This is a genomic window from Pradoshia sp. Z3_51, from assembly GCF_058215915.1.
Genome location: NZ_JBZAJC010000002.1, coordinates 193,595 through 218,499, shown reverse-complemented (window position 1 = coordinate 218,499; position 24,905 = coordinate 193,595). Strand labels below are relative to the sequence as shown.

The 24,905-nt window shown below is 36.4% G+C and carries 28 protein-coding genes; 9 read left to right on the top strand and 19 right to left on the bottom strand.

The features are described 5' to 3' along the window. Positions 1 to 263: 263 nt before the first annotated feature. A complete protein-coding gene (gene def / locus AC4BHA_RS04665; protein WP_066100859.1) occupies positions 264 to 818 on the top strand; it encodes a peptide deformylase in 555 nt (184 codons plus the stop codon). 151 nt (positions 819 to 969) lie between these two features. Here the strand turns inward: def and AC4BHA_RS04660 are convergent, their stop codons facing one another. Then, positions 970 to 1,740, bottom strand: a complete 771-nt coding sequence (locus AC4BHA_RS04660; protein WP_066100860.1) for a Cof-type HAD-IIB family hydrolase — start codon at positions 1,738 to 1,740, stop codon at positions 970 to 972. 668 nt (positions 1,741 to 2,408) lie between these two features. Between AC4BHA_RS04660 and AC4BHA_RS04655 the strand changes: the two genes are divergently transcribed. Next, positions 2,409 to 2,621 carry a DNA-dependent RNA polymerase subunit epsilon gene (locus AC4BHA_RS04655; protein WP_066100864.1) on the top strand — a complete coding sequence of 71 codons (213 nt, stop codon included), beginning with the start codon at positions 2,409 to 2,411 and terminating at the stop codon, positions 2,619 to 2,621. 3 nt (positions 2,622 to 2,624) lie between these two features. Beyond that, positions 2,625 to 4,292 carry a ribonuclease J1 gene (gene rnjA / locus AC4BHA_RS04650; RefSeq protein WP_066100868.1) on the top strand — a complete coding sequence of 556 codons (1,668 nt, stop codon included), beginning with the start codon at positions 2,625 to 2,627 and terminating at the stop codon, positions 4,290 to 4,292. A gap of 40 nt (positions 4,293 to 4,332) precedes the next feature. Here rnjA and AC4BHA_RS04645 read toward each other — a convergent pair whose 3' ends face one another. Further along, positions 4,333 to 5,322, bottom strand: coding sequence for a cytochrome d ubiquinol oxidase subunit II (locus AC4BHA_RS04645; RefSeq protein ID WP_066100870.1), 990 nt, complete (start codon positions 5,320 to 5,322; stop codon positions 4,333 to 4,335). Between the two features lie 613 nt (positions 5,323 to 5,935). On the opposite strand from AC4BHA_RS04645, the gene AC4BHA_RS04640 reads away from it, so the two are divergent. Further along, positions 5,936 to 6,754, top strand: a complete 819-nt coding sequence (locus tag AC4BHA_RS04640; RefSeq protein ID WP_066100873.1) for a mechanosensitive ion channel family protein — start codon at positions 5,936 to 5,938, stop codon at positions 6,752 to 6,754. 42 nt (positions 6,755 to 6,796) lie between these two features. Here AC4BHA_RS04640 and AC4BHA_RS04635 read toward each other — a convergent pair whose 3' ends face one another. The 6 genes from AC4BHA_RS04635 to AC4BHA_RS04610 form a co-directional block, all read right to left on the bottom strand. After that, positions 6,797 to 7,915 carry an N-acetyldiaminopimelate deacetylase gene (locus AC4BHA_RS04635; protein ID WP_066100876.1) on the bottom strand — a complete coding sequence of 373 codons (1,119 nt, stop codon included), beginning with the start codon at positions 7,913 to 7,915 and terminating at the stop codon, positions 6,797 to 6,799. 72 nt (positions 7,916 to 7,987) lie between these two features. Further along, entirely contained in the window at positions 7,988 to 8,698 is a 711-nt protein-coding gene (gene dapD, locus AC4BHA_RS04630; RefSeq protein WP_066100880.1) for a 2,3,4,5-tetrahydropyridine-2,6-dicarboxylate N-acetyltransferase, read from the bottom strand. A 79-nt stretch (positions 8,699 to 8,777) separates the two neighbouring features. After that, a complete protein-coding gene (gene ccpC / locus AC4BHA_RS04625) occupies positions 8,778 to 9,650 on the bottom strand; it encodes a transcriptional regulator CcpC (RefSeq protein ID WP_066100883.1) in 873 nt (290 codons plus the stop codon). 107 nt (positions 9,651 to 9,757) lie between these two features. Then, complete coding sequence (locus AC4BHA_RS04620; protein WP_066100885.1) at positions 9,758 to 11,263, bottom strand: MDR family MFS transporter; 1,506 nt, start codon at positions 11,261 to 11,263, stop codon at positions 9,758 to 9,760. A gap of 259 nt (positions 11,264 to 11,522) precedes the next feature. Further along, complete coding sequence (gene cbpB / locus AC4BHA_RS04615; protein WP_066100889.1) at positions 11,523 to 11,969, bottom strand: cyclic-di-AMP-binding protein CbpB; 447 nt, start codon at positions 11,967 to 11,969, stop codon at positions 11,523 to 11,525. 208 nt (positions 11,970 to 12,177) lie between these two features. Continuing rightward, entirely contained in the window at positions 12,178 to 12,417 is a 240-nt protein-coding gene (locus tag AC4BHA_RS04610; RefSeq protein WP_066100892.1) for a YkuJ family protein, read from the bottom strand. Positions 12,418 to 12,831: 414 nt separating this feature from the next. Here AC4BHA_RS04610 and AC4BHA_RS04605 point away from each other — a divergent pair, with 414 nt between their 5' ends. Beyond that, entirely contained in the window at positions 12,832 to 13,071 is a 240-nt protein-coding gene (locus AC4BHA_RS04605) for a glutaredoxin family protein (protein ID WP_066100896.1), read from the top strand. A 59-nt stretch (positions 13,072 to 13,130) separates the two neighbouring features. Here the strand turns inward: AC4BHA_RS04605 and AC4BHA_RS04600 are convergent, their stop codons facing one another. The 3 genes from AC4BHA_RS04600 to AC4BHA_RS04590 all read right to left on the bottom strand — a co-directional run bounded on the left by AC4BHA_RS04600 (position 13,131) and on the right by AC4BHA_RS04590 (position 15,167). Further along, positions 13,131 to 13,769, bottom strand: coding sequence for a DUF3993 domain-containing protein (locus AC4BHA_RS04600; protein ID WP_180349914.1), 639 nt, complete (start codon positions 13,767 to 13,769; stop codon positions 13,131 to 13,133). Positions 13,770 to 13,997: 228 nt separating this feature from the next. After that, positions 13,998 to 14,762, bottom strand: coding sequence for a 2,4-dienoyl-CoA reductase (gene fadH / locus AC4BHA_RS04595; protein ID WP_066100902.1), 765 nt, complete (start codon positions 14,760 to 14,762; stop codon positions 13,998 to 14,000). Positions 14,763 to 14,957: 195 nt separating this feature from the next. Next, on the bottom strand, positions 14,958 to 15,167 hold the full coding sequence (locus AC4BHA_RS04590) for a hypothetical protein (protein WP_066100906.1): 210 nt from the start codon (positions 15,165 to 15,167) through the stop codon (positions 14,958 to 14,960). Between the two features lie 326 nt (positions 15,168 to 15,493). On the opposite strand from AC4BHA_RS04590, the gene AC4BHA_RS04585 reads away from it, so the two are divergent. Continuing rightward, complete coding sequence (locus AC4BHA_RS04585; RefSeq protein WP_490558225.1) at positions 15,494 to 16,282, top strand: metallophosphoesterase; 789 nt, start codon at positions 15,494 to 15,496, stop codon at positions 16,280 to 16,282. A gap of 64 nt (positions 16,283 to 16,346) precedes the next feature. Here AC4BHA_RS04585 and AC4BHA_RS04580 read toward each other — a convergent pair whose 3' ends face one another. The 3 genes from AC4BHA_RS04580 to AC4BHA_RS04570 all read right to left on the bottom strand — a co-directional run bounded on the left by AC4BHA_RS04580 (position 16,347) and on the right by AC4BHA_RS04570 (position 17,335). Continuing rightward, positions 16,347 to 16,502 (bottom strand): hypothetical protein, encoded by a 156-nt coding sequence (locus tag AC4BHA_RS04580; protein WP_175354217.1) that lies wholly within the window; start codon positions 16,500 to 16,502, stop codon positions 16,347 to 16,349. Between the two features lie 93 nt (positions 16,503 to 16,595). After that, on the bottom strand, positions 16,596 to 16,958 hold the full coding sequence (locus AC4BHA_RS04575) for a fluoride efflux transporter FluC (RefSeq protein WP_077247944.1): 363 nt from the start codon (positions 16,956 to 16,958) through the stop codon (positions 16,596 to 16,598). Beyond that, positions 16,955 to 17,335 (bottom strand): fluoride efflux transporter FluC, encoded by a 381-nt coding sequence (locus AC4BHA_RS04570; protein WP_140461227.1) that lies wholly within the window; start codon positions 17,333 to 17,335, stop codon positions 16,955 to 16,957. The genes AC4BHA_RS04575 and AC4BHA_RS04570 overlap by 4 nt, the downstream gene beginning before the upstream one ends. Positions 17,336 to 17,515: 180 nt before the next feature. Between AC4BHA_RS04570 and AC4BHA_RS04565 the strand changes: the two genes are divergently transcribed. Further along, the gene (locus AC4BHA_RS04565; RefSeq protein WP_066100915.1) at positions 17,516 to 18,010 is read left to right on the top strand and encodes a YkyB family protein; all 495 of its coding nucleotides are present in this window, start codon (positions 17,516 to 17,518) and stop codon (positions 18,008 to 18,010) included. Positions 18,011 to 18,037: 27 nt separating this feature from the next. Here the strand turns inward: AC4BHA_RS04565 and AC4BHA_RS04560 are convergent, their stop codons facing one another. After that, positions 18,038 to 18,943 (bottom strand): chemotaxis protein, encoded by a 906-nt coding sequence (locus AC4BHA_RS04560; protein ID WP_490558224.1) that lies wholly within the window; start codon positions 18,941 to 18,943, stop codon positions 18,038 to 18,040. Between the two features lie 229 nt (positions 18,944 to 19,172). On the opposite strand from AC4BHA_RS04560, the gene AC4BHA_RS04555 reads away from it, so the two are divergent. Further along, positions 19,173 to 19,343, top strand: a complete 171-nt coding sequence (locus tag AC4BHA_RS04555) for a hypothetical protein (protein WP_175354218.1) — start codon at positions 19,173 to 19,175, stop codon at positions 19,341 to 19,343. Between the two features lie 76 nt (positions 19,344 to 19,419). On the opposite strand, the gene corA is transcribed toward AC4BHA_RS04555, so the two are convergent. Further along, complete coding sequence (gene corA, locus AC4BHA_RS04550; RefSeq protein ID WP_077247945.1) at positions 19,420 to 20,376, bottom strand: magnesium/cobalt transporter CorA; 957 nt, start codon at positions 20,374 to 20,376, stop codon at positions 19,420 to 19,422. 167 nt (positions 20,377 to 20,543) lie between these two features. Here corA and AC4BHA_RS04545 point away from each other — a divergent pair, with 167 nt between their 5' ends. Further along, the gene (locus AC4BHA_RS04545; protein WP_066100921.1) at positions 20,544 to 21,698 is read left to right on the top strand and encodes an aminotransferase A; all 1,155 of its coding nucleotides are present in this window, start codon (positions 20,544 to 20,546) and stop codon (positions 21,696 to 21,698) included. 64 nt (positions 21,699 to 21,762) lie between these two features. On the opposite strand, the gene AC4BHA_RS04540 is transcribed toward AC4BHA_RS04545, so the two are convergent. The 3 genes from AC4BHA_RS04540 to AC4BHA_RS04530 all read right to left on the bottom strand — a co-directional run bounded on the left by AC4BHA_RS04540 (position 21,763) and on the right by AC4BHA_RS04530 (position 24,791). Beyond that, positions 21,763 to 22,644, bottom strand: a complete 882-nt coding sequence (locus AC4BHA_RS04540) for an NAD(P)-dependent oxidoreductase (protein WP_066100924.1) — start codon at positions 22,642 to 22,644, stop codon at positions 21,763 to 21,765. 159 nt (positions 22,645 to 22,803) lie between these two features. Then, entirely contained in the window at positions 22,804 to 24,525 is a 1,722-nt protein-coding gene (gene ptsP, locus AC4BHA_RS04535) for a phosphoenolpyruvate--protein phosphotransferase (RefSeq protein WP_066100929.1), read from the bottom strand. Next, the gene (locus tag AC4BHA_RS04530; RefSeq protein WP_066100932.1) at positions 24,525 to 24,791 is read right to left on the bottom strand and encodes a phosphocarrier protein HPr; all 267 of its coding nucleotides are present in this window, start codon (positions 24,789 to 24,791) and stop codon (positions 24,525 to 24,527) included. Before AC4BHA_RS04530 ends, ptsP begins: the two co-directional genes overlap by 1 nt. Positions 24,792 to 24,905 lie beyond the last annotated feature (114 nt).

The following is a 24,905-nucleotide window of genomic DNA, read 5'->3' as shown; positions in this document are numbered from 1 at the left end:
AAATGGAAATATTTTGACAACAAATAACATATATAATAGGAGTAATACCCCCGAAATTACTTAGTAATCTAAATATAAGGTAATATATTGTAGTATGATTGCTATTGATTAATTCCTAAACTTAAAATACGCTACTACGTAAAGATAAGTAAGGCGTACAGACCCCTTATATGTTTGTTAAGATTACAGAAGTCATAATTAACTTTTTATGCAAGGTTTGATAGACTATAGAGTATAAATGGACAGTTTTATGAGGTGAAATAATGATTACAATGCAAGATATTATCAGAGAAGGGCATCCCACTCTACGAAAAAGAGCGGGGGAAGTACAAATTCCGCCTTCCAAAGAAGACCAAGAAATTCTCAAAAGCTTAATGGAATATGTACAAAACAGCCAGGATCCAGTAAAAGCAGAAAAATACGGTCTACGTCCTGGGGTTGGGCTGGCAGCTCCTCAAATTAATATTTCAAAACGAATGATTGCCATTCACGCTACAGACGATAAAAATAAGCTCCATAGCTATTCTCTCTTTAATCCAAAAATTATTAGCCATTCTGTTCAGAAGGCTTATTTAAGTACCGGAGAAGGCTGTTTATCAGTAGATCGTGCCATACCAGGCTATGTTCCCCGTTACAATAAAGTAAAAGTACAAGCTTATACGCTTGAGGGGGAAGAGATTACTTTAAGATTAAGCGGCATGATGGCCATTATTATTCAGCATGAAATTGATCATTTAAATGGAGTCATGTTCTATGATCATATAAATCCTAAAGATCCATTTGCCCATTTAGACAATGCGGTAGCCATTGAAAAATAAAAACCGGTGATTAATCACCGGCTGTGACTGTAGACATTTTCCCTATTTAGGTTGGTCTACAGTCTTTTTTTGTTCACTTATTTATAGAAACTATGTGGCTAAACCGCTCTGCCCTATTTTATGACTAGTCAGTTGCTGATTACTAACAAATTTATATAAGCTTTAATTCCTTTAATCCGTAATAAATCCCATCTGAATCTACGCTTTTTGTAATAAAGTCCGCTTCTTTCTTTAACAGCGGTACACCATTTCCCATGACCACACCCGTACCTGCTGCCTTAATCATTTCAAGATCATTTAATCCATCACCAAATGCATAAATTTCATCCATAGAGAATCCCTTGCGCTCAATCACATACTCAATTCCTTTAGCTTTTGACCCTCCATTTGGTACTACATCCATTGCATATGGATGCCAGCGTATGAATTGCAGATCCGAATAGTTTCCTTCATAAAGAGACGTATGATGTTCCTCACAAAATAAAAGAGCTTGGTAAATTTCATGATTTTTATAAAAGTCTCCCTTTTCCTCGGGATGTGGAAAATGAAGAGATCCCATACTCTCTTCTATAAAGGGATCATGTGTAACGTTGGCTTTCATTGTTTTCTCATTCATATAGATCATGGAGTGACCATTCGCCTTTGCTTCTCTCGTTAATTTTTCTAATTGTGATTGAGATAGAGGGTTTTTATAAATCATCTCATGCTCAAAAACAACATATTGACCATTAAAGCTGACAAAAGAGTCGATTTCCAGCTCATGAATAAGATGGCTGAACATAAAAGGTGCCCTACCTGTCGCTATTGCAACGTATGTCCCATTTTTTCTAAGTAAATGGATTGCTTCCTTAGTGGATTCCGGTAATTTCTTTTCAGAATTTAGAAGTGTCCCATCAATGTCAAAAAATACAATTTTACCCATAAACATTTCCTCCCAGATGCGCAATACTATATATAACGTATTATTGTCTACAATCATACTATCATAATAAATAGTAAACCTCTGCATGAGGAATCTCATACAACAGGAAAACAGCTATGATTAGTTATCTTGACTCTTCAGGAAAAATAGTAACGGTTAAAGATATTAGTTATACTTAGATTATGAATCAGACGCGATTGTAAATAAATTACAATATAAGCTTTTGAATCCAAGCATATACTATTTATGAGTGGGACGATAAATTTATTTTTACGTTTAGGTACTTATATCCCTCAAGCATATTTACCAAATGCTTAATTACCATTAAAATAATAGATAAAGGAGATGGTCAGCCATGTTAAAAAAGCTCAGAAAAAAGCTTCTCAAACAATGGAAAGACCTGATGGGCAGGAAATCAATTGCATAATTTTTTGAAAAGCCCTTCAAATATCCTTGCGGAGGGCTTATTCTATACGGTAAAGTAGATAACAGTCCTTAAAGAAAATTGTTTAAACATGCAAATGTTAGGAAATTTTCTTATAATAGAGATGATGAACTGTTTAGACCGACAGTCTAAGATGAATATCAATAGATAAGGTGGCCTGGTTGTTGCTCCTTGCCACCTCTTTATTTATAAATTTTACAAGAGTAAGTTAGGAGAGATTTACATGATTTTTAAAGTTTTTTTTCAGGAGAACGCAGCTGAGACACCCGTTCGCGAAAATACTAAATCTATTTACGTTGAAGGGGAATCGGAAAGAGATGTCCGCCAAAAGTTAAAAAGCCTTCCATACAATATTGAATTTGTTCAAGTTCTTAAAGATGAATATTTGGAATTTGAAAAACAGAATCCAGATTTCCATATTACGGAGACCAAATAATATATGAAATTTGTCAAGAACGACCAAACAGCTGTTTTCGCCCTCGGAGGGCTAGGCGAAATCGGCAAAAACACATATGGCGTTCAATTCCAGGATGAAATTATTCTAATTGACGCCGGAATAAAGTTTCCGGAAGATGAATTACTTGGCATTGATTATGTCATACCGGATTATTCCTATATCGTAAAAAACGCGGACAAGATTAAAGGTTTGTTTATTACTCATGGTCATGAGGATCATATTGGCGGGATACCTTATTTACTAAAGCAAGTGAATATTCCACTTTATGGAGGCAAATTGGCACTTGGATTAGTAAAGAAGAAATTAGAAGAACACGGTTTACTAAGACAAGCCATTATCCATGAAATTAAAGAGGACGATGTGATCAAGTTCCGGAAAACCTCTGTTACTTTCTATCGTACCACTCACAGTATCCCGGATGCATACGGCATTGTGGTTAAAACACCACAGGGCAATATTGTACATACCGGTGATTTCAAGTTCGATTTTACTCCGGTTGGAGAACCTGCCAATTTAACTAAAATGGCTGAAATTGGTAAAGAAGGTGTTCTATGCCTTCTCTCAGACAGTACAAATAGTGAAATCCCTAATTTCACTATGTCTGAGCGTAAAGTTGGCGAAAGTATACATGATATATTCCGAAAAGTAGAAGGACGCATTATTTTCGCAACCTTTGCTTCGAATATTCATCGCCTGCAGCAAGTTACAGAAGCAGCTGTACAAAACAACAGGAAAGTAGCCGTTTTTGGTCGCAGTATGGAAAATGCCATCGAAATTGGACTTCAACTTGGTTATATTACCGCACCAAAAGAAACATTTATTGATACTCAGCAATTAAATAGATTACCGGCAAACGAAGTAACGATTCTTTGTACTGGTTCACAGGGTGAACCGATGGCTGCCTTATCTAGAATTGCAAACGGTACTCACAGACAAATCCAGATTAATCCTGGTGATACAGTTGTATTCTCATCATCACCAATACCAGGTAATACGGTTAGTGTATCACGCACCATTAATATGTTATTCCGTGCTGGAGCCGATGTCATTCATGGTCCTTTAAGTAATATTCATACATCTGGCCATGGTGGACAGGAAGAACAAAAATTAATGCTCAGATTGATGAAGCCTAAGTTCTTTATGCCAATCCATGGAGAATACCGCATGCAGCGAACACATGTACAAACAGCTGTGGATTGCGGTGTCTTGGAGGAAAATTGCTTTATCATGGACAACGGTGAAGTGCTGGCACTTACTCAGGATAGTGCTACCGTTGCTGGCAAGGTACCTTCCGGCAATGTCTATATTGATGGAAGCGGAATCGGGGACATTGGAAATATCGTCCTTCGCGACCGTCGTATTCTTTCAGAAGAAGGTCTTGTGATAGTTGTTGTCAGCATCAATATGAAAGAGTTCAAAATTGCTGCTGGGCCGGATATCATTTCTCGCGGGTTCGTCTATATGCGTGAATCAGGAGATCTGATTAACGATGCTCAAAACCTAATCACTCAGCATTTAAATAAAATCATGGCACGTAAGACTACACAATGGTCTGAAATTAAAAATCAAGTTACAGACACACTCGGACCTTTCTTATACGAAAGAACCAAAAGACGTCCGATGATTCTGCCTATTATCATGGAAGTATAAAAAGCACAAACGCGAGTACCTTAACAGGTACTCGCGTTTTTCATTTTGTTCGGAATAACATTTTATTGATCAATAGAGTAAATGGAGTCAGAAGCAATAATCCGATTACCAATAAGCATCCTAATGTTAACCATAAGTGGCTCCCATTAAACGAGTCCAATGTAATGAACGGATCAAGTATAAAAGGCAAATGTGAAATACCATATCCGTAGAAAGCAAACAAAAACTGAAGTAATACAAATATAAATGCTAAACCATGTCTTTTATTTCGAATGATTAAGTATAGGGCAGCCATAAAGCTAATTAAAGAAAGCGCAAATAACCACCAAATCTCCAGAGCATTTTGAAAATGACGCAAATTATGTCCCCTTAATGAAATAGTCGCTAAAGCAACTGCAATGATCGTAGGAACACTCCAAAAAAGAGCATAGCCTCGCACAGTCATACTTGCCTCCTTATCATTAGACTTTTCCTTATAATAGAGCAAGAATACGGCGCTTATAAACAATACACTTACAATTGTCAGAAACACGACACTCCAGGAATAAGGACTGAGGAACAATTTTTTTACCAGGAGAAACACTCGTTCTCCTTCTTTTTTTATAAAACCTCCCTCAGATATCGTAAGCCCAATGGATAAAGAGGCAGGAATAAGGATCCCAGTCGAAACATAAACGAACAAAAATGACCAGCTTGTTTTGTTCCCTTTTTTATACAAAAAATGTGCCATAAATCTGATGACTACCAGTAATAAAACGACCAGCCCTGGTAGAACCAATGCTCTGCCAAAATAATTAAATGTATCCGGAAAAAATCCAATTAATCCTGCCACAAAAAATATAAAGAAAATAATCGTAATATGCCAGAGTCGTGGATCATAATGACCTGTCGATTTAGGAATTCCCACCTGCTTACCTTTAAAACGACCATAATATGTAAAAAAACCAACCCCAAACTCAATGGAAGCAATTATGACATATACATAAAGGAAGGACCATAATACCGTTATTGTCAGCAGTTCAAAATTCAAGGTTACGACGCCTCCTTTTTAGTTTTATAAAGTGATTATTACCTATCCATACTATTTACCGGAAAGAGAGAACCGCTCTTCATTCTTCACATGTTTCTTGAATGTCCCACGGAACTATTAATCACCGATTGATTTCCAATCAACGAACCCTCTTTTCGCCTAAAATTCCAATATATATCCAAAATAAATATCACATATGCAAATAATACATAATCCGGTTAAATGTTTACAGTATTTTCAACCAAACTTTTTGGGAAAATAGTAAAAGTGGCTATGAACACACCAGTAACATAACTCAAGGGTCAATATTTAAAATGTGTAGAAATTGATAAAAGCAAGCTTTATTATCTATAACTTTATCATTGTATCAGTTTATGTTGAATAATGATTATGTCTTTTCAAACATTTTACCTTTCACTTGGCAAATCATTCAACTTCCTTTATGGTATATCTATATTATTCTATTATGATAGTAAAAGGCTGCATACATTTTCCTTCAAGATGAAGGTTATAGTATACCAAAAAAATTGTATCTATCATAATTGAATACTTCCGTTTATATCAATAAAGAAGTTGTTAGGAAAGGATTGGTTTAATGGAGAATTCGTTCATAATGGGTTTTAAATTTTCAGATCTCAAGTGGGAAACCTGGCTTTTCGATATTGGAATTTGGGTTCTAAAAATCTTTTTATTTTATTTAATCTATAAAGTAATACGCACGTTTACTTTTAAAATCATTGAAAAGATTTTCTCGCGCATGCAGGCCAAAGAGAATCTTTCTGAGAACCGTACGAAAACATTGGAATCCTTAACGAAAAACGCTTTTGGGTACGTCTTTATATTTATCTTAATAGTCACCATCCTGGAAATGTTAGGAATCAACGTTAGTGCGATTCTAGCCGGTGCCGGAATCGTTGGTTTAGCGGTCGGCTTTGGGGCCCAGGGATTAGTGAGTGATGTAGTAACCGGCTTCTTTATCCTGCTCGAAAAACAGATTGATGTTGGGGATGAAGTGACAATAGGAGTTATTAAAGGCGTTGTAGAAGTAGTCGGACTTAAAACAATCCAAATAAGAGGTTATGACGGAAGCCTCCACTATATTCCCAATCGACAAATTGCCATACTAAGCAATCATTCACGTGGAGCTATGAGAGCTATGGTGGAAATTAAACTTAAAGCAGAAGATAATTTGGAGGAAATCACAAAATCAATTAAAGAAATATGCCATACAATGGCCGAAAAAGATGAAGATATCCTAATGGGACCCGAGATTCTTGGCATCCAGGATATGGGTACAGCTGATTATACAATTCAAATTGTAGCCCGAACAACAAATGGACAGCAATACCATGTTGAACGTCAGCTGCGCTCTAGGATTAAAATAGCCATCGATCAAATAAGGCTTCAATACGCTGCTGAAGGAACAGAATAATATAGAGAACCCGGCTGCTATCTCTTTAGCCGGGTTCTCTTTTTATATTGATTTCATTCGAATATAATCTGTTATAACCGATACAGCAAAGGGTAGTGCCTTTTCATCAGGATTTAATTTAGCATGGTGCAATCCATACGATGACTGAACACCAAGCCAGAACATAAAGCCTGGAATCTCCTTAATCATGTATCCAAAGTCCTCACCCGTCATTGCTTCCTTGCAATTGACGAATGTCGTATCCTGCCGCTGATACAGAAATTTCATAAACTCTTCTGTTAGATTAGATTCGTTATATACTTGATAGTAGGAAGAACCAAAATCAACATTAATCTTACAATCAAGAGCCACTTCCATTCCTTTTGCCATTTCCAGTATTCGATTCCGGATCAATAGCATAGAATCCTCAGATAGCGTCCGAATCGTCCCTTCTATCCGCGCATTTTCAGCAATACTATTTTGGACAGTCCCTCCTGTTATTTTCCCAATTGTAACAACAGCCGAATCAAGTGGATTAATATTTCTTGCTACAATAGTCTGAAGCTGAGTAACAAATTGACAGGATGCAATCACCATATCATTCGTCAGATGCGGATAAGCAGCATGTCCACCAACCCCTTTAAAATCTATAAAGATCTCCGAGGTATTAGCAAAGAGTAAACCTGTTTTGGTAGCGATTGTTCCTACCGGATATTCCGGAGCTATATGCAATCCAAAAATCAAATCAGGTCTCCACTTAGAAAACTGCTCAGCAGCAATCATCTCCTCTGCTCCTCCAGGGCCCTCTTCTGCGGGCTGGAACATAAATAATACATGGTCATTGATTGGATTTTCCACTAAATCTGTTAATACACCAAGGGCGATGGTCATATGAAAATCATGGCCGCATGCATGCATATAATCTGCATGCTCGGATTTAAAGGGAAGCTCCGTTTCTTCTCGAATCGGCAAACCATCAATGTCAGCACGGTAGCCTATGGTTTTCTCAGGAGATAGCCCTTTTACTCGAACAAAAATTCCTGTTCTCCATTTTTCCCATTCTATACGATCCTGAGGAAGATTTCTTATGTAATCTATCAAATATTGTTGCGTCTTAAATTCCTTATAACCAGGTTCAGGGATCCTATGCAAATCTCTTCTTATAGAAATTAACTTTTCCAAATTGCAGCTCACCTCATCTCCAATTTAAAAACAGGCGCGGAAATCATCATCTCTACGCCCCTTCCATTTTTATTATAGCTGACGAAGCTCATCCTTAATTTCAATTTTGGATTTAGTCTTTTCATCAATTGTTTTAATTACTTTAGCCGGAACTCCAGCAACTACTGTATGAGCAGGAACATCTTCTACTACAATTGCTCCAGCCGCTACTACAGCTCCCTCTCCTACTCTGACACCTTCTAAAATAACCGCATTAGCACCAACAAGTACATTATCTTCGATTACAACAGGATTGGCAGATGGAGGCTCTATTACGCCAGCCAACACTGCTCCTGCTCCAATATGGCAATTTTCACCGACAGTTGCACGTCCGCCAAGCACGGCATTCATATCAATCATAGTCTTATCTCCGATGCTTGCACCAATATTAATGGACGCTCCCATCATAATCACCGCATTATTTCCAATATGAACCTGATCACGGATAATCGCCCCCGGCTCAATACGTGCATTAATCCCTTTTAAATCCAGCATTGGAATTGCGGAATTTCGACAATCATTTTCAATAACATAATCTTCTATTTTCGCCTTGTTTTCCTCTAATGTTGGTTGAATATCAGACCATTCTCCAAAAATCACCCCTGTGTTACCGGTAATAAATGTTTTAACCTCAGGATTAAATACCAGCTCACTGATTTCTCCCTTTATGTATACTTTAACCGGCGTTTTTTTCACACTGTTTCCGATAAAGGATATAATTTCATTTGCATCCATCATTTTCATAGTATATTTCTCTCCCCTAAATAATTTTCTATTACTTTATCAAACAAGAGTAGGAAAAACAAGAATAGAGATTTCATTTCTATTCAATTAACATTTCCTCAATCAAACTTACAAAAGCCTTAACCTGTCTTAATTCTAAGGAAGCATCGTAGCTTACAAGCCATGTCTTTCTTTCAACAGACTGCCCCTCCAAATCATACAAGGGATGTTTAAAATACGAGGCTTCACCTTCTCTTAAAGAAATACCGGGCAATATGGCATACCCAATTCCATTCATCACCATTTGTTTACAGGTTTCAATTTGATCCACAAGAATGGTACGTGTCGGTGGAATTCCATAATGGCGGATCCACCAATTTTGAATCTCTCGATAATAGTTCGAATCACTTTTAAACAAGATAAATGGGCGTTCTGTAGTTAACGCATCTGATAATTGGTTAAGCTCGGTATCCACAAGGTATAAGTGATCACTGAACAATAGCTTTTTATAACCATGCCAGTCAGGAACCCCTCTCAATATACCAATATGAGACTCTCCATTATAGATATTTTCGATCATTTCACTGCTCCAGCCTGTCACAAGTGAGATCTTAACATTGGGATATTTGTTAACATATTTCTTTAAAATCATCGGGAGCCAATATTGGCCGACTATAGAAGCACTCGCAATTTTTAATGTACCTTGTACATTATGATTGAGAGCATCTACTTTTTCTCGTGTTTTTTCTTTTAATTTCAGGGATTCCCTGGCATATTGAACGACAATTTCTCCCGCCTCCGTCAACGTCATTCCTTTTGCTGATCTAATAAAAAGCGGTGTTCCCCATTCTCTTTCTATTGATTGAAGACGTTGTGAAAGTGCCGGCTGAGAGACAAACATTCTTTCGGCAGTCTTACGTAAATTCAGTTCAACAGCAAGAGTATCCAATAATTCAAAATCAGTTATAACCATTAGTTCTCCTCACAAACCAATCTCTTCTTAATCAGACATTCATTTTATTTTACCTTTATATTCTGCTGAACTGCAAATATTACAATATAGCAGATTTAATGAGGCTGTTACGATTTCTCTTTTGGCATTTTCAATATCAAGAACAAGCTCAGTATAGCCAGTAGTAAGACAATGAAATACACAATACCCAATGAATGTGTTAATCCACTTTGGATCTGTTCCAATCTTTCCGGCTCTAAAGAAGATCGAATCTCAGTGTTAAGCAATTCGTTTACCGAATTTAAATCTATATTTTCATTTTGTGAATAATAAGCGTTTAAACGATTATTCAATATACCTCCCAATAATGCGGCACCGATTGTGTTTCCCAGATTTCTCATGAACATGTTTGCAGCTGTTGCAGCACCTCTTTGTTCCCAATCCACAGTAGATTGGATGGACACGATAAAAGCAGTGCTTGTAAGCCCCATTCCCACACCAAGCAAGAAGGATCCAGAAGCGGCCAAAAACACATATCCATGGGAGGGCAAAAATGTAAAAGCCAGTGCACCCAGTATGATAAAGATTCCACCTGTTATACAAGTAGTACGATACCCTATCTTCAAGATCATATTGCCTGATATAAAGGATGCTATCGGCCACCCTATAGACATGGCAGTAAGAGTAAATCCTGCTATCATTGGGGATTCCTCCATTACTCCCTGTACAAATGTTGGTAAATAGCTTGATACTCCAATTAAAACAATACCGGTTGTAAGAGAGGTTAAATTAGCAAACAATATTGATTGATTCTTCCAGATAGAAAAAGGCATAACGGGCTCTACAGTTCTGTTTTCATGCTTCACAAAGCAAAACACCAAAATTAGCAGGAGTATAATTAACAACGAACTTTTTAAAGAAAGCCAGGAAAATGAAATCCCTCCTTGCACAAATAAAAACATTAAAAGCGACAAAGAAACAGCAAGCATTGCTGAACCCATATAATCTACCTTTTGTTTTTTAACCGTCTTTTGCTCATGGAAGAAAAATAGCAAACCTCCTAAAGAGAGAAATCCTAACGGAATATTAATCCAAAAGATCCAGCTCCATGATATGTACTCGATTAATAATCCGCCAATAGCAGGTCCCAAAATAGCCGATATTCCCCAAACACTTGATAAATACCCCTGAACTTTTGCTCGTTCTTCTTTCGTATATATATCCCCCACAATTGTCATTGCAACGGGCGTAATGGCTCCAGCTCCAAAACCCTGTATTAAACGAAAAAAAATTAAGCTTTGCATGGACCATGCATATCCAGAGCCGAGGGAACCAAGCAGAAACACTGTAATCCCAAATAACAATACTGGTTTTCTGCCAAATAAATCAGATAGCTTCCCATAGATCAATACCGTTACCGTATTCATTAGCAAATAGGCTGAGAAGACCCAACTATACAGGGAGAAGCCTCCCAGATCACCAACGATCTCAGGCATTGCAGTTGAAACGATAGTACCCTCGATGGCACCCATGAATAAAGCCAATAGGATTGAAATTAATACTAAAGGGCGTTTTGTCTTCTTCTTTGCCCTTTTGAAAGACTTTTTTTCTATGCTTGAATCGATTGAATTCATTTTTCCACGCCCCTCCCTATCATTTTAACGAAGTTCCTATCCTGGATAAAGTTAATTTGGAATATTATATCTATTAAAAGTTTTGTTGAGTTATTAGCATGTCTTAGAGTGTTTTATTGATAACATTGTTTAAAGTCACTTTTAAATTTAAGTTATACAACTTTATAAACCATGTAAAAAACGCCTGGATCTTTATCCAGGCGTTTTAAAAAATGTTTATTTTTTAATCCACTCATCATTATCGATTGAGATACTGATATTAATTATATTTAATGATTTTTATTAAACGATTTGTATGCTTCATAACCTGCCTTCTGGTCAATATACCTTCGAAAGCTCCCTCAGTACCTACCACACATACAAATGGATGATCAATGAGAAGTTCCATTGCTTTTTCAATTGAATCACTTTCTTTAAGACATGGAAGATTGGGATCCATCACTTCTGCAACCTTCATCTCTTCCAGTTTTTCAAATTCAATTCGCTCCAAGCCCAATATTGCATCCATTATCTTTGGTGTACTAATTAATCCATGCAGCTTATAATCATGTCCCAGAACTGGTATAGCAGTATATCCGCTTCTAGTAAGAACCAATAATGCATGTTCGAGATTATTTTCCTGCTGTACATGAGCAACACGTTCAGACGAAATCATTAAATCCTTTACAGTCAGTTCGAATCCATCTAATTTTTGCATATCTAACATGGTTAAGAACCCCTTATATAGTTAGTTCCTGGTTATCCACTTTTGGTTTTATTCGGAAGACTTAACTGTTCGATTTGTCAGTAATTATCTTCCCTTCCCCACTTTAAAAATTTAAGTTAGAGATTTTCAGAAGCATAACCTACATGATTAGGAACAAATACCTTCATCATGATAATGGAACATAACCAAATCATCTCAAATTTCCAAATTAGCTATAAATTAACTCAAAAATTTCAATGGCAATCATATCAATATTATCAAATTGATACTTCATAGTTTTTCCTTTATCCTGAAAAATCTCTAATTCGAATGTTTCAGTTTTATCGAAATAAGATACTTGACATTTAACTTGACCTTCAACTTCAAACACACGTTGTGCTGTATCTGATACTTTCCCTTGCTCCTGTAAGTTTTTCAAACGTGATAAAATTCCTTGTAATCGTGACATATCTAATATATGCTCCTTTCATGACTTACCAACAAATAAAATATATTGTCGCTTATGGACTGGCCATTAGTAACAGAATAGAGGAATAGGCATCATTTGTATACCCAAATTCATTATAACGTATTTGATGGTTACACCTTTTATTTCATCTCTTTTTTTAGAGACTTCATCATTTTATCATAAAAACGTTCCAAGAAAAATTCCAGCGCCATATTTTTCACTTTAAAGCAGACTCAATCAAAATAAATTGACAAGATCTCTCTGGTGTTGGCAATTCTTTTTCTCTTTCTAGTTCTTTAATTTGATAAAAGATAGCCCTGCCTGATATCCTACTTAAAATTTGTACTATAGTAAACAAAAAAGTTTCATGTATACTGGTAGATACAAATTAAACAAAAGAAAGGATAGAAAAAAGTGGAACCAGTTCTTTTTTTTACGCAACCAGGCTGTCCGCCATGTGCTTACGCCAAAAATTATTTTGATGAGCACAATATTCCCTATACCTTAAAAGATATTCAGAAGGATGCAAAAGCAAAAAAAATACTTATGACCAAATATGATTCATATTCTACCCCAACGTTTGTCATTGGTGATCAAGTAATCATTGGATTTAACCAGGAACGAATTATGGAATTGTTAAATATTAGAGATTAATACAAAAAAGCTAATCCTCATTCAAGCAGGATTAGCTTTTCCATTCATGCCATCAGTATCTAGAAAGCAATCATCCCAAACCAATGAGACATATGATTAATGAACCCGTAGCTAATATAATCTGTCAATCTGTTTATGAAAGTCGGATTGGATGGCTCCTTATCCACACTCGAATTTTGGGCTATTTCTTGACTGTCATCAAGTGTTTTCGGATCGAAAGCAATTTGGTAATCATTAATTACCCATTTATTATGGTCATACATCAGCCCGATTGCCTCGTAATGCCCTTCATAGCTGACTGGTCCATCTGTATTGCCTGGAAACCATTCATACACATACCATTGATCATTAGCAGAACTATATCCTAGTTTAGTATGTTCACTATATGTAAAAAAAGGAATATAATAAAGGGCTATATCCGTACCATAGGTTTGATAGCCACTACCATCCACACTTTTTTGTACATTCATGTTTATAAAATCCTCAGTGTATTCCTCTGAGAAGGAATTTTTTAATAAATCTCGAATATTGTCCATTGATCTTGGTTTTTCTGAAAGAGATACCTGCAATTGAAATGCGCTATCTAAAAGATTAAATGCATCTTGTTTATCCAGTGTACTTTTAGCATCTACTTTGACAAGAGGAGAAACCGCTAATACAAGCATGGTAATAAACAACGAAGTTAAAACCTTTTTCATTATGATCCTCCTTTTTAAGTACATATCTCAAGGCCTTTATTAGCTTATTCCCCTTTTTACCAGAATAAACACTTTTTACTGAAAAATAATACAAGGATAGTGAAAACTAAAATATCATCTTAAACAGCTAGTCAAATGAACGCACAAAAAACAGTTCAATTAAATCAGCATATTGAACTGCTCTTTAAAGATTTCAATTCTTATTAAAACCATTCATCCATCCTATGCCTAAAACGGAAATTGATTGAGATGAGCACCGCCATCCATTGTAATACAATCACCATTAATATAGTATGCCCGATCAGACAGTAAATACAGGGCTAAATCTGCAATTTCCTCTGGTGTTCCTAATCTTCCAAGCGGAACACTTTCAAGCGTTCTTTGAGCTGCTTCTTCCGATTGAAATAACTTATCTGCTCCCCCAGTTCTTTCAATCGGCCCGGGAGCTATCGCATTTACGCGGATTCCATATTTTTTACCCCATTCCACAGCCAAAGTTCTAGTCATTGTCAGCACACCAGCCTTTGCTGAGGCAGAGTGAATGACATATGGACCTGCATCCCACGCATAGGTAGCGACCATATTGATGATTGATCCTTTAATGCCATTTTCTATCCAATACTTGCCGATGAGGCTGCTGCAGTAAAAAGTACCATTCAAAACAATATCAATGACAGATTTCCAGCCATTCGGTGATAGATCCTCTGCCGGACAAATAAAATTACCTGCTGCGTTATTAATCAAATAATCGATTGTACCAAATCTGTTAACCGTCTCTTCAATGGTTCTTTTAACATCCTCCACATTTCGAACATCCATCTGAACAGCCAGTATATTCTCCTGATTTTCTGCAAATTCTTTAATGGTGTTATCCAGTTTTTCTTTATTCCTTCCGGTAATGACTACTTTAGCCCCCTCATTTGCAAAACGTTGAGCCATAGCCTTTCCCATTCCACTAGAACCACCAGTTACAATCACTACTTTTCCCTTCATATGAGCCCTCCAAATAAAATGAATGATTATTCACTTTTATTATATCACAAAATTCTGTCAATAATATCCAGAAATGCTGAATTAGCAAAATAGATGAAAAATATAGATATAACGGGATTTTTAAATTTTAGCCAATCAAATTAAATGATAAAAGGGCCGCCTAATGGCCGCCCTTAAAAATTTTATATGTTTTACTTATGATTGATTGATTAGTTCATTAAGTTTAGAAAGAGTACTAATCAATGTTTCCTTTTTATTCGTACCTTTGCCATTTACTTTTAAATCATTAAGCATAACAAATACTCTGCCGGGATCTCCTTTTTTATGGAATCCATACATATATACTTTTATCATTCCTATTTTTGCAGGAAGATAGATCATTTCATATGATTTGGCTTTATTCATCTGTAACACCCTCGTCCTCAGAATGAAACATCCCATTCAGTTAACTAAATATATAAATCATTATTTCTATAAATCTAAATACCTATTGTATTTTAATTTTACCTTATTTTAGGTAGTTAATCTATAGACCAAATAGCACATAAATTTTGTAATCAAAAAGTAATACTCATACATCTTAACAATTTTCTTAATGAATGATAGGATTAGACTGACTATTATGAGATAGGAACTTTATAATGAAGAAAATAACCAGAAGATTCTTTTTAAAAAAATCATTTGCCTATATAGCTACTATTCTTTGCTCTCTTATAGGAGGGCGATTTTATATGAAAGATATTGAACCCTCCTGGGTTGATATAACACGTTTTTCCTATTCCCACCCACTTATTCCAGACTCCTTTCAAAATATTAGAATTGTCCAATTCAGTGATACTCATTTGGGTTTCCAATATAATTTGTCAGATTTAGAAAAAACGGTTGAAACCATTCATTCACTTAATCCCGATATTATTTGTTTTACAGGTGACCTGATGGATAATCCGAATGAATATAGAATAACTCCTAAGCTCAATCAATTATTAAGTCGGCTGGAGGCACCTCTTGGTAAATATTGCGTTTTTGGCAATCATGACCATGGCGGTTATGGTACGGAAATTTACAAAGAGACTATGGTTAGTAATGGATTTACCCTGTTAGTAAATGAATCAAACTTTATAACCCTGCAGAATGGCCGTCAAATCGTAATAAGCGGGGTAGATGATGCAATGCTCGGCAAGCCCAACCTGGATGTAAGTATACCGGTACAATCCAGTGATTTATTTACCATTCTTCTATCTCACGCTCCTGATTATGCTGATTATGCCGCCAGTTACCCAGTTCATTTACAATTAAGCGGACATAGTCATGGAGGACAAATTCAGTTTCCTCTTTTGGGTGCGATTGTGACTCCTCCTTTTGCAGAAAAATACAGGGAAGGATCCTATAAAGTTGGCCCTTTATCCTTGTATGTAAATCGTGGTTTAGGTACAACCCGAATTCCATACCGGTTATTTTCACGTCCTGAAATCACGGTCATTGATTTGCAGAAAGGCCAAGAAGGCTTAAAAAAACGATAAAGGCAAACGAGCAGACCCTACATTCTGCCCGTTTGCCTATTTTCTGGCTGTTTTATGCCATGTGTTATTTCTTCTTTTTCAGATACTTCTCTTCAGCTTCAATAGCAGGAATTGGTCTTGAAAAATAAAAACCCTGTGCTTTTTCACATTGTATATCTAACAGAAAATCTACCTGTTTATTACCTGTATAGCTTTTAATGTTACTCTTTAAAGTTGTCATAGTCAGGGCACCTAATAGTTCATTTTTTGAAATAAATTACATTCCTTTCGATTATTTTATAATACATTGTCGAATTTTCATAGAGACGAGCGGTTAATGTCCTATATTTTTCATAAGATGATAGCACAACATACAACAAACTGACGTTCCTGCCAAAGAAAAACTTACATAAAGCAATAACTTGCGGTGTTCCCGGCTCAGCATTAAATCCAAGGCTTCAATTGCAAAAGTTGAGAATGTAGTAAAAGCCCCCAAGCTTCCTATCACAGTAAACATATGCATACCGCTTCCCCGCTCTATTCCTATCCCGGCCGATATACCAATTAAACACGAACCAATTAAATTAATAACAAGAGTAGCTAGAGGAAATGAATGATTATATTTTTTTAACCAGCCAGTCATTACATATCTTAAACATGCTCCGAGAAAACCACCTAATACAATTAATATAATCAACGCGCTTCCCTCTTTATCCAACTAGACATAATAAACCCTAACCATGCCATTAAGAGACCTGCAATCATACTCAGAAAAAAATAAATAAGACTATATAGGGGATAAGTTGCTGCGAGATTGGTTATTTCCAATGCAAAGCTACTCATCGTTGTAAATCCTCCACATAAACCAGTTCCAAAAAATAATTTTAATCTTTCATTTCCCTCATTTTTAAATAGCGAATAGGTGAGATAGGCTAAAACAAAGCTTCCAAAACCATTTATGAATAAGGTGTTAAACGGAATAGGACTGCCAGATGACGGGATCAATAAACTTATCCCGTATCGAGCTAACGCACCCATTGCCCCTCCGCAACCAGTAAGTAGCAGCTTTTGCAAGGTATCACACTCACTTTCATAATTCTTTTACCTTCAATTTCTCAATAGTCTGTTTTGAAAATTAATTCGTTCAAATAAGATATGAAACGTTTTTCCTTTTATCCCATAGCAGAACACGTTATAATCAGTTATATGCTTTTACTTATTATCATGAAATATTCTTAGAAGAAAGGAACATTTATGAATCAAAATAATGGGAATCTTCCTAATCCCGCCTGTTTTACTGCCGATGACCTGGGAGAAGCGATTTATTCTGTGAATAGACATGCAAAAACTGCATCAGACCCTAAATTTCTATACAATCTAAAGAAAAAAACGATTATTAAAATGCTTGAAGAAGGAAAGGCAAAGAAAATAGGCCTTCAATATTCAGACCATCCTCATTTAAGCTTCCAACAATCAGATGTACTGATACAATGCGGAAAGTATACATTCCATATTCCGCCCTCAAAGGACGACTTTCAAACATTAACACATCTTGGTCATTTATCAAAAGAGGTAAGAAACCCCTCTTCACGTCTTTCTTTATCTAAAGCAAAAAAACTATTGATGTCTTATACAGGATGCAAGGAAAATTCAGATAATGATCGCGCTAAAGACTATAAAAAGAAATACCAAAAACCGACTTTTACGCGTCTTGGTGAATCCTATCCATATCAAAATTGGAAAAAGTAAAGCTGCTGAACAAAGGGTTCAGCAGCTTTACTTTTGTAAAAGTTTGTCTAACTGTTTGACCAGTTCAACTATTTCAGGTTTACTAATTTGTGCATCTGCTCCTACCAACTCTCCCTTATGCCTTAAATCGTCCGTAATTAATGATGAAAAAATGATAACAGGCAAATCCGACAAGGTAGGATTTTCTTTAATTCGTTTGGTTAGATGGTGACCATCCATTTGTGGCATTTCTATATCTGTAATTACCAAATGTACATCATTCAGTAAGGTTCCTGCTAGTGCCTTTCCCTCTATAAAGGTTAGCGCTTCCTTGCCATTTTCAAAGAAATCGAGTTGTTCATAACCGGCTTCTTTTAATGTCTGCATCAACAGCTTCCGCAACAGCGGTGAATCCTCAGCAATTAATAAATGCTTATTAGATCGTTCTCTAACTCCTAATTTTTGAATCTGATTAATGGTTATTCCTGATTCCGGATTGATTTCCAAAATAATTTTTTCATAATCAAGCAGTAAAAGCATTTCATTATTCATTTTAATGACACCAGTAATCTGACTATCCAATCCCTGGTACATATCAGATGGTTTTTCTATTTGGTTCCATGAAATCCTATGGATTTGGGTAACGGTATGTACATGAAAAATGACCTTCATTTTATTAAACTCAGTCACTATATATTTATCTTTTTCAGGAGCTTGGGATGCTGGGAGATTCAGTGCACTGGCAATATCTACTACAGGGAGTATCTCTCCACGAAGTTCAATGATTCCTTCAACATGATGATGTGTTTGTGGAACACCGGTAATCCGTACTGGGTTAATAATTTCTTTAACTTTGATAACATTAATTCCAAATTTATGCTCGCCAATACCAAATTCCACGATTTCCAACTCATTTGTTCCGCTCTCTAGCAGGATTCCTTTTTGTTCATCCATTTTTAACAGCGCCTTTCCATATCTCTTACGATTAATTGCAGTAAGATAAAGCCTTCTTTCTAGTATCGGCTTAAATTAATGTTTTTTTATAAATATTTAAATTCTAATCGATAATCGTGTTTATTTTGTGAAACTTTGCTCAATGATATAGACGCTTTAACAAATGAGGACTATTATACAGATAAAAGCATAACTTAAATCAATATGCTGGAAAGAAGGGGTCCGACTTATGAAAGGTACTGCCATTTTATATGAAGATAACCATGTTATTACTTGTTTAGAGAATATTCAATTTAGCGAAGTTGAAAAATACACACATAACCAAACTGATGAATCTTACGCAACTCCTCAGCTTACTATGTGGCATCCAGAAGAAATCGATTGGGATTACGGATATTAATATAAATAAAGGACCCAGTCCTGTAAACATGACCTAAGCGGCTTTAGTTCTAAATACAATAGAGCTAAGCCGCTATTTATTTTTCATTTCTGTACAGCCTTCGGAATAACCAACCTTTCAGCATAAAGAGAATCATCATTATAACTGTGATGATGATCATAAAAAGAAGAACATACCAAAAACCATTGCGAAAACTTAAACCAGGCATTTCAGAAAAATTCATACCATATAAACCTGCAATAAATGTTAATGGCATGAAAATAGTCGTAATAATCGTCAAGGTCATCATTGTTTCATTCATTTTATTTGAACTGACCGCCATATAACTATCTCTCAGATCTGTCGAGAACTCTTTGTAGCCATCAACCAATTCTTTTAATTTCAATAAATGATCATACACATCATTAAGGTAATGATGATGTTCAGAAAGAGCACTGATTCTCTCAGAATGAATAATCCTGTACATCAAATCATTCATGGGCAAGATAATTCTTCTTAGTCGCGAAATCATCGTTCGAATTTCGTATAACTGACTCATTGGATCATTATTAAGAGAATGCTGCAGGTGATCTTCCAAGACATTTAATTGCTCCTCTATTTGATAGGCCTTTGGAAGATAAGCATCTACTACTGCATCAATAATTTTATGCAGGACATGGATAGAAGTATCCAATTGATCTGTTACTCCCCATACTTTATCTATTTCCTCTATATGATCTTCATGAACGGTTACGATTGCTTTTTCATTTACGTAAATATCAATCTCATTTCTTTCGAAGTTTTCATTTAAGGAATGAATGATAAAAAACATATAGGATTGATAAAAATCCACTTTAGGTCTCTGGTTGATTCGATCAAGACAGTCCTCTATAGTGAGAGGGTGAAAATTAAAATACGTACGGAGTATATTAGCCTCATATTCTTGCGGTGCGAGGATATCAACCCATACCAGGCTATAATCACGCTTCTGTAAGTCCTCCAAAGTCATTTCCTTTATACCATCAGTTTGATCCTTAACAAGTATTCGGTACACTATCTTCCCCCACCTAAGCAAAACGAATTACCCATAGTATTCCAAACCAAGTATGCATCATTCACCCAATCTTGCATACAACCATTTAGAGTAGGATAGTGTACACTTTCCTAAAGCAACCTTATAATAATAAAGATAAGAACTGTAATTAGGAGGTATGACCTGGAATGGAACACTTAATTAATCCTCATGTAAAAGAGATAGAAATATCCGGTATTCGGCAGTTTTATAATATGGTATCTGATATTGATGATGTCCTGTCCTTTACAATAGGATTACCTGACTTCCCAACACCCTTACATATAAAAGATAAAGCAATAAACGCCATTCAAAAAGATTGTACCACCTACACCCACAATGCCGGTTTACTCGATCTCCGGCAAGAAGTATCAAAATTTATGTATAGCCATTATTCACTTAAATATAATCCGGATGATGAAATTTTGATTACTGTAGGAGCAAGTCAGGCGATTGATATTGCCTTCAGGACTATTTTAACACCTGGAGATGAAGTCATTCTGCCTGGCCCTGTTTATCCCGGTTATGAACCATTAATTCACTTAGCAGGGGGAAAAGCAGTCCATGTTGATACAAGAAGCACCTCCTTTAAATTGACTCCACAATTAATCACAGAAAGTCTAACCGAAAAAACAAAATGTATTGTTCTTCCCTATCCGTCCAACCCAACAGGGGTATCATTAACGAGAGAGGAACTGGAGGAAATTGCTGACCTTGTTAGAGGAAAAAATATTTTTATCCTGGCTGATGAAATCTATAGTGAATTAACTTTGGACAGAACTCATACATCGATTGGTTCCATTATAAGAGAGCAAACCATTACTATAAATGGTCTATCAAAGTCACATTCCATGACCGGTTGGAGAATCGGCTTTCTGATGGCACCAAAAGCAATCATTAAACATATGATAAAGGTTCATCAATATAACGTATCCTGTGCCTCCTCTGTCTCACAGATGGCTGCACTCGAGGCTATGAGGAACGGTGAACATGATCCAGCTGCTATGAGAGAGGAATATAAAAACCGTCGTGATTATGTTTTTAATAGACTTGCGGCGATGAATCTCCAGACTGTATTACCGGATGGCGCATTTTACTTTTTCATTAAAATACCAGATGCCTTTAAAAATTCACTCGATTTTGCCCTCAAGCTGGTTCAATTTGAAAAAGTAGCTGTTATACCTGGATCTGCTTTTTCAAAATATGGAGAAGGATATTTCCGATTATCATATGCTGTTTCCATGGAGCAGCTTAAAGAAGGATTAAACAGACTTGAACATTTCCTAATTCAGCAGATAAAATAACAAGAGGCATTTCGTTAAAGGCATGATACCTTTTCGAAATGCTTCTTTTTTTAATGAGACTAAGTTACTGATTGGATGCCTCAGTATAATATTTATACAAGGCTTGTGTTCCACGGTTCTCTTCTCCCATATCCGCCAATTTTTCATACATAGCTTTGGCTAAAGTTAGCCCTGGAAAGTCAAGACCTAACCGTTCGGATTCTTCTAATGCAATTTTTAGGTCTTTTAAGAAATGTTTGATATAAAATCCCGGTTCAAAATCACCTTTTAATATCCTAGGCGCTAAATTGGTTAAGGAAAAACTTCCAGCAGCACCAGTTGAAATGCTTTTCAAAACTGTTTCAGGATCCAGGCCAGATTTTTCGGCATAAACAATCGCTTCACATACACCAATCATATTCGTAGCAATGGCTATCTGATTGCATAGTTTAGTATGTTGGCCCGAGCCAGCATCGCCCTGATGGATAATATTTGTCCCCATTGCTTTAAATACAGGCATCATGCTCTCAAAATCAGATTGATCACCGCCAACCATAATGGCAAGATTAGCATTTTGTGCACCAATATCTCCTCCGGAGACAGGTGCATCAAGGACATGCAATCCTAATTCCTTACCAGCAGCATATAACTTTTGTGCTAAAGACGGAGCTGAAGTGGTCATATCAATTAAATAAGTACCCGGCTTGGCATATTTTAATAAGCCTTCCGCCCCTAGATATATCTCTTCAACGTCAGAAGGATAGCCAACCATCGTAATAATAACATCGGCTTCCTCAGCGATTGCACGAGGGGACTCCTTCCAATCTGCACCTTCCGAAAGCAAAGGCTCACATTTGGACTTTGTTCTGGAATAAACACTGACAGGGTATCCCGCCTTCATTATATTCAATGCCATACTTTTACCCATTACACCAATACCGATAAAACCAATATGTAAATTCATCATAACGCTCCCTCCTATACCTCTATAATAGCAAAAAAAATCAACTGGAAAACCAGTTGATTAAGAAAGGGGGGTCACTAAAAGCATGTTGCTGTTTTGTGTCCACCTTTAATGTACCCCTCCGTTCAAATAAATAAACCTGTATATCTATTTTTATTGAAACTATTTTTGAGCTGTAGCTTTTTTAACCATTTCAACAATCTCTGCTGATGTTTGCATTTGTATAGCTTTTTCAGCCAAGTCTTGCATTTCGGTTCTAGTAAGTGTTTTAATTTGGGAACGTGCACGCAGAACAGATGTTGCGCTCATTGAAAACTCATCCAACCCTAATCCAACAAGCAACGGAATCGCCAGTTCATCCCCAGCCATTTCTCCACACATTCCAGCCCATTTGCCTTCTTTATGTGCAGCTTCAATCACCATTTTTACTAAACGTAAAATAGCTGGATTATATGGTTGGTACAAGTAAGATACACGTTCGTTCATTCTATCTGCAGCCATTGTATATTGAATCAAGTCATTCGTACCAATGCTGAAGAAATCTACTTCCTTAGCAAATTGATCTGCGATTACCGCAGTTGAAGGGATTTCCACCATGATTCCCAATTGAATAGAATCTGATACTTCAATACCTTCTTCAATTAATTTCGCCTTTTCTTCTTCAAGAACCTTTTTGGCGGATCTGAATTCATCTAAAGTGGCAATCATCGGGAACATAATTCTTAAATTCCCATACACACTTGCCCGTAAAAGTGCTCTAAGCTGCGTTCTGAAAATCGGTAGTTCCTCAAGGCATAATCGAATAGCACGGAATCCAAGGAATGGATTCATTTCTTTCGGTAGATCTAGATAAGGAAGCTCCTTATCTCCACCAATATCCAATGTGCGTACCACAACCGGCTTACCTTCCATACCTTCAAGTACAGCTTTATAGGATTCAAACTGTTCTTCTTCTCCAGGAAGATTATCTCTTCCCATATACAAGAACTCTGTTCTATATAAGCCTACAGCCTCAGCACCATTTGCTTTAACACCTTCAAGATCTTTAGGAGTGCCGATGTTCGCTGCTAATTCTATGTGATGGCCATCTGCTGTTACCGTTTTTTCGTTAACAAGCTTAGCCCATTCAAGTTTCTGCTGTGCATAAGCATCAGCAGCTTTTTTGTATTCTTCAATCAATTCAGGTGTCGGATTAATATGTACTTCACCTTTAAGCCCATCAAGTATAATCATATCGCCGTTTTGAATAGTTTCAGTTGCCTGTTTAGTCCCAACAACTGCTGGAATTTCAAGCGAGCGTGCCATAATTGCGGAGTGAGAAGTACGCCCTCCAATATCAGTTGTAAAGCCTTTAACAAATTCTCTGTTTAATTGAGCTGTATCTGAAGGAGTTAAATCCTCGGACACAACAATCACTTCTTCAGCAATCATACTTGGATTTGGTATTTGTACCCCAAGAAGATGACTGATAACCCGTTTTGTTACATCACGAATATCAGCTGCTCTTTCTTTCATATATTCATTATCCATTTGTTCAAACATAGTGATGAACATATCAGCAATTTCGCGCATAGCAAATTCAGAGTTGATTTTTTCAGACTTAACTTTCTCCTGTACAGCACCAAGCAATTCAGGGTCATTCAAAACAAGTATGTGAGCATCAAAAATGGCTGCTTTATCTTCACCTTGTTCTGTTTTGACTTTTTCACGAATTGTTTCCAATTCGGTCTGAGCCTTATTAACCGCCTCTTGAAGACGAGTTAATTCGGTATCCACTTCATTAATCGTGCTTTTTGTTACAGTTAAGTCAGGCTCCATTAAACGATAAGCTTTTGCTATGACAATTCCATTAGATGCCGCTATCCCGTTTAACATCGTTGTCATTACTTAGCCAATCCTTCTTTTGTTAATGTTTCCTCAATGGCATTTAATGCATCTTGTTCGTCATTTCCTTCAGCGATAATTGTAATATCTGAACCACTGCCGATTCCTAAAGACATAACGCCCATAATTGATTTAAGATTAACTTTCTTTTCTTTATATTCGAGGTTGATATCAGAGTTGAATTTACCTGCTGCTTGTACAAGCAATGTTGCTGGACGAGCATGAATTCCTGTTTCTGCAGTTACATGAAAAGTTTTTTGTACCATAAGTAATCGAGCTCCTTTATTAATAATTATTTTGTTTTAGCTATACGAATTCTAGCTGCTTACATCTTATGATTTTACCCAGTTTCAACCGGTCCTATGTATAAAAGGATGAAC